The organism is Paenibacillus typhae (genome assembly GCF_900099765.1).
Classification (GTDB): Bacteria; Bacillota; Bacilli; order Paenibacillales; family Paenibacillaceae; genus Paenibacillus_AQ; species Paenibacillus_AQ typhae.
Genome location: NZ_FNDX01000022.1, coordinates 1 through 12,773, shown reverse-complemented (window position 1 = coordinate 12,773; position 12,773 = coordinate 1). Strand labels below are relative to the sequence as shown.

Genomic DNA, 12,773 nt, shown 5'->3' with positions numbered 1-12,773 from the left:
ATCAGCTTCCTTATCTATCCCCCAAAAACTTATGAATTCTTTAATAGTAAAAAAGGACCACCGCAGTGGTCCCTAAGTGGCCTAACTTACGCACTCAAAACTTTTCTGCCTTTCAGGCGGCGGGCTGCCAGCACTTTACGGCCGTTTTTCGTGCTCATTCTTTTGCGGAAACCATGTACCTTCTTGCGTTTGCTCACATTCGGTTTGAACGTCGGTCTCATGTATTGCACCTCCCTTACAGGATCTTAATTACTGTCATATTAGCAGAAACGGTCTAAGCCGTCCTTTTGAGTAGGGACAGTATCTACAAGTATCATCAATTAATTTTGGAGACATATCCTCACAGAAAACACCTTTATATATTAAAGCATATCATTGTCCCAAAAGTCAACTATGTCTTGCAGCTTCCTTCCTCTTTTTGAAAACCGATTATCCACAGCTCCCGCCGCCAAAAAAAGTATCCACAAGCTTATGCAGTTATCCACCTGTGACTAAAAAAATTATCCACGCTCAAAATTTTGAGTACAACCTGTGTATAAAAAAAATAGACCGCTGACAGAAACTGTCGAACGGTAAACAAATTATCAACAATATCTAGTGTTGTTCTTAAAAATTATACACAAGTGATTGAATTTGTGGATAAAATGGCTCCGCTCATTGAAAAACAAGGGACGTTTTGCTATGATGGTATTACTTTTGAATGTGAATAGATTTGTTTGTTCTATATATTATCAACAAGCTGTGGATAAAGTTGTGAACAATTCAAGTTTATCCATATTTTTTTGTCTCTATATATTGCTTACTGGGGATAAGATTCAGCACGAACCCATTTTCTTCGACATTTCCACTTCATGGCTGACGCCACATTGGAAGATTTAAAGGAGTGACAGTCTGTGGACAGCCATACTTCTGAATTATGGCAGCAAATATTATCGATTATTCAAACTAAACTAAGCAAACCGAGCTTCGATACATGGTTCAAGGCGACGAAGGCGATTTCGTTCAGCCCGCAAGCCCTGATCATCTCGGCGCCTACAACTTTTGCCGTAGAATGGCTGGAAAGTCGTTATACCAAGCTGGTAGGAGCTACAGTTTATGAAGTTACAGGACAACAGGTAGAGGTCAAATTTGTCATTGAGGAGAACAAGCCTGCAGAGCCTGTAGTACAACAGGCCGCACCTTCGCCGGCAGTATCGCGTGAAGAAGCGCAGACTCATCTGCTTAATCCGAAATATACGTTCGACACGTTCGTAATCGGTTCCGGCAACCGTTTTGCACACGCAGCCTCACTGGCTGTAGCCGAAGCGCCTGCCAAAGCCTACAATCCCCTGTTCCTGTATGGCGGAGTAGGTCTCGGAAAGACCCACTTAATGCATGCCATCGGGCACTATGTGCTGGAGCATAACCCCAACAATAAGGTTATTTACATCTCATCTGAGAAGTTCACGAATGAATTTATCAATTCCATCCGTGATAACCGCGGTGAGAGCTTCCGCAACAAATACCGCAATGTTGATATTCTGCTGATTGATGACATTCAATTCCTGGCCGGCAAAGAATCTACTCAAGAAGAATTTTTCCATACGTTTAATGCCCTGCATGAAGAACGCAAGCAGATTATCATCTCCAGCGACCGCCCGCCCAAGGAAATACCGACGCTGGAAGAACGGCTGCGTTCCAGGTTTGAATGGGGACTGATTACCGACATCCAGCCGCCGGATCTGGAGACGCGGATCGCCATCCTGCGCAAAAAGGCCAAGGCGGAGAACCTCGACATTCCCAATGAGGCTATGATGTATATCGCCAACCAGATCGACACGAATATCCGAGAGCTGGAAGGCGCGCTGATCCGGGTTGTCGCCTATTCGTCCTTGACCAATCAGGATGTCACGACCCATCTGGCAGCTGAAGCACTGAAGGATATTATCCCGTCGAGCCGGCCGAAGATGATCACCATCGGAGATATTCAGCAAAAGGTCGGGGAATACTACAATTTGCGCATGGAGGATTTCAAAGCGCGCAAACGCACCAAAGCTGTCGCTTTTCCGCGGCAAATTGCTATGTATCTGTCCCGCGAGCTGACGGATTACTCGCTGCCCAAGATCGGAGAAGCCTTCGGAGGGCGCGACCATACCACCGTCATTCATGCTCATGAGAAGATTACACAGTCATTAAAGGTCGATCAGGAGTTGTACAAAGTGGTAAATAATCTAGCAGAGAAAATTAAAAATCCTTCCTAAGAGGAATCAAGAGCCTATACACAATCTATACACATGTGGGTAGGCTTAATTTTATGCTGTTTTGGACACTTATCCACATAAACGGAGCCCCTACTACTAATACTATTAAAGATCTATAATAATTAATCTTCTAAGAGCAGCTGCAAAAGAGCATAAACAAAGCTCAAACCCCAACTTTCCAGCTAGGAGTGAAATCATGAAAATAAGCATTCTTAAAAATGAGCTCAATGAATCCATCGGACATGTATCAAAGGCGATTTCCAGCAGAACAACCATTCCGATTCTCACCGGTATTAAATTTGAGGTTAGCCATCAGGGTGTTACACTAACTGCAAGCGATACCGATATCTCCATCCAATCCTTTATTCCCGCAGAAAACGACAGCCATACGATCGTTAAGGTAGAGCAGCCGGGGAGCGTTGTGCTTCCAGCGAAGTTTTTTGTCGAAATTATCAAAAAGCTGCCCTCTAAAGAAATACACATGGAAGTGAAGGAAGGCTTCCAGACTTATATCTCTTCGGGTTCCACCGAGATTCAGATTGTCGGTCTTGATCCGGAGGAATTCCCGGTTCTGCCTAACATCGAGGAGAATGAAACCATCTCCCTGCCCGGAGATCTGCTCAAAAATATGATCAAGCAGACCGCTTTTTCCATTTCCACTCAGGAAACAACACCGATTCTTACCGGTATCCTGTGGAATCTGGCCAATAACGAATTCAAATTTACAGCGACGGACCGCCACCGCCTGGCTACGAGGGCTGCACATCTGGAAGGCACCGAAAGTGTCCAATTCTCCAACGTGGTCATTGCCGGTAAAACACTGAACGAGCTCAGTAAAATCATTCCGGACCAGAATATGCTGGTGGATATTGTCGTGGCCGATAACCAGGTCCTGTTCAAAATTGATAAAGTCCTGTTCTATTCCCGCATCCTGGACGGCATTTATCCGGATACTTCTAGAATTATTCCGACAACCTACAAAACAGAACTTACCTTGGATACAAAAAAGTTAAGCGAATCGATCGACCGTGCTTATTTGCTGTCCCGTGAAGAAAAAACGAATATTGTCCGCATGCAGACGCTGGATAACGGTGATGTTGAAATTTCCTCCAGCTCCTCAGAACTCGGTAAGGTCCGGGAAGAGCTGGAAGTGATTGATTTCAAAGGCGAGCCGCTCAAAATCTCCTTTAACTCGAAATATATGCTGGATGTGCTGAAGGTTGTCGAAAGCGAGCAGCTGGTGATTGCTTTTACCGGGATGATGAGCCCGATTATTCTGCGTCCGCTTGACGAAAGCCGCAGCCTGTACGTGATCCTGCCTTACCGCACAACTAACTAAAATGCCGCTGTTCACGGACCTGTGGATAAGTGGTGGAAAGGATAAAAATCATGAAAAAAATACTTATCCACAGTGGATATATTAAACTCGACCAGTTTTTGAAGCTCTCCGATTGTGTATCCACAGGGGGAATGGCCAAGGCTCTGCTGCAGGAGGGCCAGGTGCTTGTTAACGGTGAAGTGGAAGAACGGCGTGGAAGAAAGCTATACCCTGGTGATAGAATAGAGGTTCAGGACAACGGCGTTTTCGAGGTTGAAGGCGGCGGAATACAAGAGTAGTACTTCGGGGAGGCCTAGCTTCGTGTTCGTTAAAAATATCGGTCTGCAGCATTATCGCAACTATGAGCTGCTGCGTCTGGAAAGCCTGGGCGATGTCAATCTGATTCTCGGGCGGAATGCCCAGGGCAAAACCAACCTCATGGAGGCTCTGTTTGTACTGGCTATGACCAAAAGCCACCGCACCTCCAAGGACAAGGAGCTGATTTCATTCGATGCTCCGGCAGGGTCCGCGCAGATTGTCGCTGAGGTTGAGCGCAAATACGGGGATCTCAAGCTGGAGCTGACCTTGTCCGCCGGAGGCAAGAAGGCTAAAATAAATGGACTGGAGCAGCGCCGGTTAAGTGAATTTGTCGGCTCGCTGAATGTTGTCATGTTTGCTCCGGAGGATCTGGAGATTGTCAAAGGTACGCCGGGTATACGCCGCCGTTTTCTCGATATGGAGATTGGCCAGGTGCAGCCCAGCTACCTTTTTCACTTACAGCAGTATCAGAAGGTGCTGCTCCAGCGGGGCAACCTGCTGAAGCAGCTATGGGGTAAAGAGGCAGCCGCCAAGGAGCTGCTCGACATTTGGGATGCCCAACTTGTAGAACATGGTGTTAAAATCGTCAAAAAAAGGAAACAATTCATAAAGAAGCTGCAGATATGGGCAGAAAGCATTCATAAGGGCATTACGAACGGCGGAGAAGAGCTTAAACTGCAGTATGTTCCATCCTTTGGAGAGCGCGAAGAGGAAGATGAAGCTGTCTTATTGGACAAATTTATGTTAAAGTTATCACAAACGAGAGAACAGGAAATTAGGCGCGGCATGACGCTGACGGGTCCCCATAGGGATGACCTGTCCTTTTTTATCAACGGAAGAGAAGCTCAGGTCTACGGCTCCCAGGGACAGCAGCGTACGGCAGCTTTATCGCTCAAGCTGGCGGAAATTGAACTGATCCATGAGGAGATCGGAGAGTATCCTGTGCTGCTTCTTGATGATGTTTTGTCCGAACTTGATCCCTATCGTCAGACCCAGCTTATAGAGACCTTCCAGAGCAAGGTACAGACCTTCATTACCGCTACCGGGGTGGAGACGCTGAATACGGATAAGCTGAAAGGCGCAAGCCTGTACCATGTTCATGATGGAAAAGTGGAGAATTAAAGAGCGGAGGCAGAGCATGTATATTCATTTGGGCGGGGAGAAGGTTATAAGATCTTCAGAGCTGATAGCTATATTTGATATATCGATCGAGAAATCATCTAAGGTATCGAAGCAGTTCATCCTTCATTCCGGCCAGGACAAGAAACTGGAACGGATCGGTGAAGAGGAAGCAAAATCTATCGTCGTCACTAAAAATACGGTTTACTACTCCCCTATATCCTCCTCCACTCTCAAAAAAAGAGCCAAAATCTTGTTTGAAATATAAATCGCTCAAGGTTTCAAGAGATAATCTGAAAGAAGTAGGTGAAGGCATGTCAATGAATCAACCGACATATGATGAGAGCCAGATTCAGGTGCTTGAAGGGCTGGAAGCCGTTCGCAAGCGTCCCGGCATGTATATCGGCTCTACCAGCGCCAAAGGTCTGCATCATTTGGTCTGGGAGGTTGTCGATAATAGTATCGATGAGGCGCTGGCAGGTTTTTGCGACCGGATTCAAGTGATTATTCATGAAGATAACAGTATTACCGTAATTGATAACGGGCGGGGTATTCCTGTCGGCGAGAATGTGAAGCTGAAGAAATCCACGCTAGAGGTTGTAATGACCGTTCTGCATGCCGGCGGTAAATTCGGCGGCGGGGGATACAAGGTATCCGGCGGTCTGCACGGCGTAGGGATTTCCGTTGTAAATGCGTTGTCCGAGCGGGTAGAGGTTACCGTCAAGCGTGACGGCCATGCCTACCGGCAGGAGTACAGACGCGGCGTTCCACAGTATGATATCAAGATTATCGGGGATTCCGATGAAACCGGGACAACCACAACCTTTCTTCCGGACCCGGAGATCTTTACTGAGACCACAGTTTATGAATATACAACCCTGCTGACCCGTATCCGTGAGCTTGCCTTCCTGAACAAGGGCATTGAGCTCTCGCTGCTGGATGAGCGCACGGGAACCAGCAATACGTTCAAATATGACGGCGGTATTGTTGAATATGTGAAATACCTGAATGAGAAAAAAGAAGCGCTGCACGAAGAGCCGATCTACGTGGAAGGTTCACGGGATATGATCGCTGTTGAAGTAGCTCTGCAATACAATGATTCTTATACAGAGAATATTTACTCTTTTGCCAATAATATTAATACACATGAAGGCGGAACGCATGAATCGGGCTTCAAGAGTGCGCTCACCCGGATCATTAACGATTATGCCCGCAAGACCGGCGTAATCAAGGACAGCAGCGGCAACCTCACCGGAGATGACGTGCGTGAAGGATTGACGGCTATTATTTCTGTCAAAATTCCTGAGCCGCAATTTGAAGGCCAGACGAAGACCAAGCTGGGCAACAGTGAAGTCCGCGGCGTAGTGGAATCGCTGTTCGGCGAAAAGCTGCAGGAATTCCTGGAAGAGAATCCGGCGGTTTCCCGCCGGGTACTGGAGAAGTCGCTGCAGGCTTCCCGTGCCCGTGAAGCAGCCCGCAAAGCGCGTGAGCTGACACGCCGCAAGAGTGCACTGGAGGTTAGCGCCCTTCCAGGTAAGCTGGCTGACTGCTCTTCCAAGGATGCTTCGATCAGTGAGCTTTATATCGTCGAAGGAGACTCTGCCGGCGGCTCAGCCAAGCAGGGGCGTGACCGTCATTTCCAGGCAATTCTGCCGCTGCGCGGTAAGATCCTGAACGTTGAAAAGGCGCGGCTGGACCGTATTTTGTCCAATGCCGAGATCCGGGCGATTATTACGGCACTGGGCACAGGGATCAGCGATGACTTTGACATATCCAAAGCGCGCTACCACAAAATCGTCATCATGACCGATGCCGATGTCGACGGGGCCCATATCCGTACCCTGCTGCTGACCTTCTTCTACCGTTACATGCGGAAGATTATCGAAGCAGGCTTTATCTATATTGCCCAGCCGCCGCTCTTCAAGATTGAGCGTAACAAGGTAATCCGCTATGCGCAGTCCGAGAAGGAACGTGATGAGATTATTGCCGGCTTCGGCGAGAATGTGAAGGTCAATGTTCAGCGTTACAAAGGACTTGGAGAGATGAACGCGGAGCAGCTGTGGGATACGACAATGGATCCTGAGAGCCGTACAATGCTTCAGGTGACCATTGAGGATGCCATACTGGCTGACGGTATCTTCGATACGCTGATGGGCGATAACGTAGAACCGCGCCGTGAGTTTATCCAGGAGCATGCGCAGTCTGTCCGTAACCTGGACGTTTAATATTTTTACTATGACAAGAACCTCCGGCTTCTCTATTCGGATTGAATAGCGGGCTGGAGGTTCTTTTTTCAGATATTATCCTTCGGTTTTACGTTCTGGCAACAAACTTTTTGCGGGCAGATGCTGTAGTCCGGGGTTTCTTCAGCCGTCCATAAGCTATGGCATAACGGCGGATTTTGCGGTATATCGATTTGTCGGGAAATGTTTTGAATATCATAATGGCGGGGAGCGTATTGACCTCTAGCAGCCACGGATCATGATGCTGATCAAGTGCGACATCAAGCCCGATTTCCTTAAGTCCCGGATAGGCGGTTTCAAGCTGATTCCCGATTCTGACTCCCAGTGACTTCAGCTGCTGGATCATGCCGGCCGTCTCTCCCGGATTCATATGCTCTTTGAACAAAGCATCAACTGAAAAAATGCTGCCGCCGTTATGATAGTTGGTGACCACCTTCTGAGGGGCGGCCACTCTTCCTAGCATACCGGTTGTTTCCCAGCCGCCTGAAGGTGTTTTTTGCGTAAGTACACGAAGATCAAACGGCCGTTCATGATACTTCAGCAGGTCGATGCCCTGCTGCACCAGATAGGGGCGCCCCTTCAGCTTGGGGAGAATGGCATTATGGAGCTCAGCTGCTGAGCTATATACCTCGGCATCTTTTGCATAGCGCAGTACATACATAATCTGCTCCTGAGTTCCAGGCTCTTCAGCTTCTTCACCTGCTGAATCCCTGTTTTTTGTCTGCCCGCCCGGACTTAAATGTACGATACGCCGTTCAGCCCGCATTACCCCAATGCCGTAAGTACCCCGGTCAGGCTTAATATATACAGTGCCGTAGACATCAAGCAGCTCGGTCAAATGGTCCAGACTGTATCTTCGCGTTTCCGGAATAAAGATCGCCAGCTGGCGGTTTTGCAGGATGACTCTGGTTTTGGCCCATTTGCTGGACACGCGTTGAATCCTCATTATTTTCCTCCCAGCCTATTTCTTAATTGCAGACTGCGCTCTTAATTGTCAGGACAAGTTAACTAAATAATGTTATAATATTAGGATATGGGGCTATACCTGTATGGCCTTAAAATAGGGTCATAAACCCGTTCCACTTGTCTGTATAGTCTATGTACTGGAGGCATTGGCGGAAAGGGCATTTACCCTAGCCGGTGCTAAAAGAAATGAATAATAGCAGATATAAGGCTACCCTGTTTAATTGTGCTGTTTTTGTGAAAGTAATATAATTAAGGGTAGCGGTTTTTAACTGAAGGAGGTCCAGCAACTCATGGCTGAACAAAATAACCCGCAAATCAAAGACCGGGACATTGGCGAGGAAATGCGCGAATCCTTTATGGATTATGCGATGAGCATCATTGTCAGCCGGGCTTTGCCGGATGTGCGGGACGGACTCAAGCCTGTTCACCGGCGCATTCTGTTTGCAATGTCAGAACTCGGAATGTCTCCGGATAAACCTCATAAGAAGTCAGCGAGAATCGTCGGCGAGGTTATCGGTAAGTATCATCCGCACGGTGACTCTGCCGTATATGAGACCATGGTACGTATGGCTCAGGATTTCTCTATGCGTTATATGCTTATAGACGGGCACGGGAACTTCGGTTCTATCGATGGCGACATGGCTGCGGCAATGCGTTATACAGAAGCACGTCTATCCAAAATTGCAGGCGAAATGCTGCGGGACCTTAACAAGGAAACGGTTGATTTTGCGCCTAACTATGACGGTGAAGAGCATGAGCCCGTAGTTCTGCCTGCCCGTTATCCGAATCTGCTCGTTAACGGGGTATCAGGGATCGCAGTAGGTATGGCCACCAACATTCCTCCGCATAATCTGGGCGAGGTCATTGACGGCGTACAGGCCATGATCAAGAATCCGGATATTACCCCTATGGAGCTTATGGAATATATTCAGGGTCCTGACTTCCCGACGGCCGGGTATATCCTGGGTCGTGAAGGTATCCGCCAGGCCTACCGCACCGGACGCGGATCGGTTACGATGCGCGCCAAAGCGACTATTGAAGAAAATAACGGTAAGGCCCGGATCATTGTGCATGAGCTTCCTTACCAGGTTAACAAAGCCAGACTGGTCGAGAAAATTGCCGAGCTGGTCCGCGAGAAGCGGATTGAAGGCATTACGGATCTGCGTGATGAGTCAGACCGTACCGGTATGCGTGTCGTTATCGAGATGCGCCGCGACGTTAATCCTAACGTTGTCCTTAACAATCTGTATAAGCATACGGCTATGCAGTCGACCTTCGGCATTAATATGCTGGCGATTGTGAACAACGAGCCTAAGATTCTCAATCTCCGTGATGTGCTGTATCACTATCTGCAACACCAGATTGAAGTTATCCGCCGCCGGACGATCTTTGATCTGAAGAAGGCTGAGGCACGTGCTCATATTCTGGAAGGTCTGCGAATAGCGCTTGATAATCTGGATGAGATTATTGCTCTAATCAGAGGTTCACGCACAACGGATATTGCCCGCGAAGGCTTAATGGAAAGATTTAACCTCAGCGTCGAGCAGGCACAGGCCATCCTCGATATGCGGATGCAGCGCCTGACCGGACTGGAACGGGAGAAGATCGAGAACGAATATAACGAGCTGGTAGCCAAAATTGCCGAGTACAAGGAAATTCTGGCTAACGAGCATCTTGTTCTGGAGATTATCAGCAACGAGCTGCAGGAAATCCGGGATAAATATTCTGATGAACGCCGTACTGAAATTACGGTGGGTGAAGAAAGTATTCTGGATGAGGATCTGATTCCGCGTGAAGAGGTCGTTATTACGATTACACACACCGGCTACATCAAACGCCTGCCGGTCAGCACGTACCGCAGCCAGAAGCGTGGCGGACGCGGCGTAATCGGAATGGATACCAAGGATGAGGATTTTGTGGAGCATCTCTTCGTGAGCAACTCCCACAACTATCTGATGTTCTTTACCGATAAGGGTAAGGTATACCGGATCAAAGCCTATGAAATCCCAGAGCTTGGACGCACAGCGCGTGGAACACCGATCATCAACCTGATTCAAATTGAACAGGGTGAGAAGATCAGCGCTGTAATTCAAGTGCAGGAGACAGACAGCGATAAGTATCTTTTCTTTGCTACCCGCGAAGGTATTGTGAAGAAGACACCGCTTGAGGATTACAACAATATCCGTAAAGGCGGTCTCATTGCAATCAACCTTCGTGAAGAGGACTCCCTGATTGAGGTGAAGCTGACCGACGGTGAGCAGAATCTGATTATCGGTACGGCGCGCGGCATGTCCATTACCTTCTCTGAGAATGATGTCCGTTCTATGGGACGCAGTGCAACCGGCGTTAAGGGGATCACTCTTGATGAAGATGATCATGTCATCGGAATGGACTGCGTAGATAAGGATCTTGAAGTCCTGATCGTAACGGCCAAAGGCTACGGGAAACGGACGCCTGCCGGCGATTACCGTTCGCAGACCCGCGGAGGTAAGGGGATCAAGACGATTAATCTTACTGACAAGAACGGTCTGGTGGTCGGTCTGAAGGTTGTTAAGAGTGATGAGGACCTGATGATTATCACAACCAGCGGAACACTGATCCGTACCAGCATGGATGGAATATCGACAATGGGCCGTTATGCGCAGGGCGTTAAGCTGATTAACATCCGTGAGGATGATGCTGTAGCTACGCTGTGCAGAGCGGATAAAGAAGAAGACGAGCTTCCTGGTCATGAGGACGGGGAAGAAGGACAAGACACACTGGCAGTGGATACAGAGGGAGTGACTGAATCAGAGCCTTCAGAAGACGCTGAGGGTGAAGAGGATAGTCTGGAATAGAACGCATTAAAGGAGCACGGGTTTCTGATTATAGAAACCTGTGCTTTTTTAATTATTTTACGGAATTGGCTGCACCCTATCTAGTCGCTTCCAGATATCCATAATATAATTAAAGGATTAAGCAGTAGGTAAGTTTTACAGAAACAGAGGGGCTGAGTGTATGCCAAGTATATCCGTGGCAGAAGTAAAACCGGGTTCGAAAATTATTAAAGATGTCAACACTCCATTGGGAGGGCTGCTTTTTACTAAGGGAAAAGTAATCCTGCCGCGGGATATCGAGATTCTGCAGGCATTTCTCGTACAATACGTGGAAATAGAGGGTACACAGAGTGAGAATAAAGCTCCGGAGCCGTCCAAAACGGCAGCCAAAGCTACACCTGTTAAAGCAGGAGCAACGGTGGATGAGTCACTGCTGGCCAAGAACAATTCTACGCTGCATGACGAATACGACAAAATGCTGGCCCTGGTTAAGCAGATTTACCGTTCTGTGGCTGCTGCCCCGCTGCCGATCCTGGAGATACGCAGTCAATTGGAAGCACTGATCAATGAGCTCAAGGATTATCATGTTTTAAAGTTTTCCCCGCGTGTCATTCATGAAGAGGATTATAATTATCATAACGCTGTACTGTCCGCCTTAACCTCATATAAAATTGCCCAGTGGTGCGGCTATCCGCAAAAGGATTGGATGCAGGCTGCTTTTGCCGGCTTGCTGCATGATATAGGAAATGCAAAGGTTGATGCCTCATTGCTCCAGAAGCCGTCGCCGCTGACAGGAGCTGAACTTGAAGAAGTGCGCAGACATACAACCTATGGCTACCAGCTGCTGCGTAATGTTACGGCAATCAATGAAGGTGTCAGGCTTGCAGCACTTCAGCATCATGAAAAAATAGACGGTTCAGGTTATCCGCTGCGTCTGGAAGGCACCCAGATTCATTTCTACGCCAAAATTGTGGCTGTAGCAGATATCTTCCACGCAATGACGCTGAGAAAGGCTTATAGAAAGGCACAGTCGCCTTATCTGGTACTTGAACAGATTCTGGCTGAGAGCTTTGGCAAGCTGGATCCGGTTATTGTTCAGACCTTCATTCAGAAAACAACAGATCTCTATAACGGAACCAGAATCAAGCTGAGTGACGGACGCCATGGAGAGATCATCTTTACGGACCGAAGCAATCCTACACGCCCTATGGTACAGGTAGATGGCAAGATTGTTAATCTCATGGTAGAACGCGATCTGCATATTAAGGAGATTATTGCTTAACGCTATGTCCCTATGCATATAACTGAGTAGAGCTGTCTTATGGCCGAATCCTGTTTTAGGGGAGAACGGATATGAGTACAGCTTTTGTTTTTATATTTCAAAATAATGCTTGCAATCTATTTCTGTACATGGTATATTCTTATTCCGGCCAAGAAATGCTGAAAAGCATCGACGCCAAGCTCGAAAAAAGAAATTAAAAAAGAGCTTGCAACGAACGACCGGATGTGATATAGTATAAGAGTTGCTGCTGACGAGAACATCGAAAGCGACAACGAGCTTGATCTTTGAAAACTGAACAACGAGTGAGTATCGGAATTCACTTCGGTGATTCCAAAACTGATGATTTTCACAGCGTCTTGTACGCTTTAGAAATTCATCTTGAGAATGTAAATTCTCGTCAGATGTTTCAAAATGAGCGAATCGCTCTTTTCGATAGTTTTCGGATGGTTATTTCCTTGAAGTGATTCAAGT

10 protein-coding genes are annotated in these 12,773 nt (G+C 47.6%); 8 read left to right on the top strand and 2 right to left on the bottom strand.

Annotation, left to right across the window (positions count from 1 at the left end):
* Positions 1 to 86: 86 nt before the first annotated feature.
* On the bottom strand, positions 87 to 221 hold the full coding sequence (gene rpmH / locus BLR64_RS17560) for a 50S ribosomal protein L34 (protein WP_019914530.1): 135 nt from the start codon (positions 219 to 221) through the stop codon (positions 87 to 89).
* 672 nt (positions 222 to 893) lie between these two features.
* Between rpmH and dnaA the strand changes: the two genes are divergently transcribed.
* The 6 genes from dnaA to gyrB all read left to right on the top strand — a co-directional run bounded on the left by dnaA (position 894) and on the right by gyrB (position 7,220).
* Complete coding sequence (gene dnaA, locus BLR64_RS17555; protein ID WP_068729581.1) at positions 894 to 2,240, top strand: chromosomal replication initiator protein DnaA; 1,347 nt, start codon at positions 894 to 896, stop codon at positions 2,238 to 2,240.
* A 196-nt stretch (positions 2,241 to 2,436) separates the two neighbouring features.
* Positions 2,437 to 3,579 (top strand): DNA polymerase III subunit beta, encoded by a 1,143-nt coding sequence (dnaN, locus tag BLR64_RS17550; protein WP_090716118.1) that lies wholly within the window; start codon positions 2,437 to 2,439, stop codon positions 3,577 to 3,579.
* Between the two features lie 50 nt (positions 3,580 to 3,629).
* Positions 3,630 to 3,857, top strand: a complete 228-nt coding sequence (gene yaaA / locus BLR64_RS17545; protein WP_090716117.1) for a S4 domain-containing protein YaaA — start codon at positions 3,630 to 3,632, stop codon at positions 3,855 to 3,857.
* Between the two features lie 22 nt (positions 3,858 to 3,879).
* Entirely contained in the window at positions 3,880 to 4,998 is a 1,119-nt protein-coding gene (gene recF, locus BLR64_RS17540) for a DNA replication/repair protein RecF (RefSeq protein WP_090716115.1), read from the top strand.
* A gap of 16 nt (positions 4,999 to 5,014) precedes the next feature.
* Positions 5,015 to 5,263 carry an extracellular matrix regulator RemB gene (remB, locus tag BLR64_RS17535; protein WP_068729588.1) on the top strand — a complete coding sequence of 83 codons (249 nt, stop codon included), beginning with the start codon at positions 5,015 to 5,017 and terminating at the stop codon, positions 5,261 to 5,263.
* Positions 5,264 to 5,309: 46 nt separating this feature from the next.
* Positions 5,310 to 7,220, top strand: coding sequence for a DNA topoisomerase (ATP-hydrolyzing) subunit B (gene gyrB, locus BLR64_RS17530; protein WP_068729610.1), 1,911 nt, complete (start codon positions 5,310 to 5,312; stop codon positions 7,218 to 7,220).
* Positions 7,221 to 7,308: 88 nt separating this feature from the next.
* Here the strand turns inward: gyrB and BLR64_RS17525 are convergent, their stop codons facing one another.
* Entirely contained in the window at positions 7,309 to 8,184 is an 876-nt protein-coding gene (locus tag BLR64_RS17525; protein ID WP_090716114.1) for a YheC/YheD family protein, read from the bottom strand.
* 310 nt (positions 8,185 to 8,494) lie between these two features.
* On the opposite strand from BLR64_RS17525, the gene gyrA reads away from it, so the two are divergent.
* Both gyrA and BLR64_RS17515 read left to right on the top strand, forming a co-directional pair.
* Positions 8,495 to 11,041 (top strand): DNA gyrase subunit A, encoded by a 2,547-nt coding sequence (gene gyrA, locus BLR64_RS17520; RefSeq protein WP_090716112.1) that lies wholly within the window; start codon positions 8,495 to 8,497, stop codon positions 11,039 to 11,041.
* A gap of 160 nt (positions 11,042 to 11,201) precedes the next feature.
* The gene (locus BLR64_RS17515; protein WP_090716111.1) at positions 11,202 to 12,302 is read left to right on the top strand and encodes an HD-GYP domain-containing protein; all 1,101 of its coding nucleotides are present in this window, start codon (positions 11,202 to 11,204) and stop codon (positions 12,300 to 12,302) included.
* Positions 12,303 to 12,773 lie beyond the last annotated feature (471 nt).

Bases quoted from the DNA above. Each gene is read 5' to 3' on its own strand.
- rpmH (WP_019914530.1), bottom strand. From the start codon at position 221: ATGAGACCGACGTTCAAACCGAATGTGAGCAAACGCAAGAAGGTACAT.
- dnaN (WP_090716118.1), top strand. From the start codon at position 2,437: ATGAAAATAAGCATTCTTAAAAATGAGCTCAATGAATCCATCGGACAT.
- yaaA (WP_090716117.1), top strand. From the start codon at position 3,630: ATGAAAAAAATACTTATCCACAGTGGATATATTAAACTCGACCAGTTT.
- remB (WP_068729588.1), top strand. From the start codon at position 5,015: ATGTATATTCATTTGGGCGGGGAGAAGGTTATAAGATCTTCAGAGCTG.
- gyrB (WP_068729610.1), top strand. From the start codon at position 5,310: ATGTCAATGAATCAACCGACATATGATGAGAGCCAGATTCAGGTGCTT.
- BLR64_RS17525 (WP_090716114.1), bottom strand. From the start codon at position 8,184: ATGAGGATTCAACGCGTGTCCAGCAAATGGGCCAAAACCAGAGTCATC.
- gyrA (WP_090716112.1), top strand. From the start codon at position 8,495: ATGGCTGAACAAAATAACCCGCAAATCAAAGACCGGGACATTGGCGAG.
- BLR64_RS17515 (WP_090716111.1), top strand. From the start codon at position 11,202: ATGCCAAGTATATCCGTGGCAGAAGTAAAACCGGGTTCGAAAATTATT.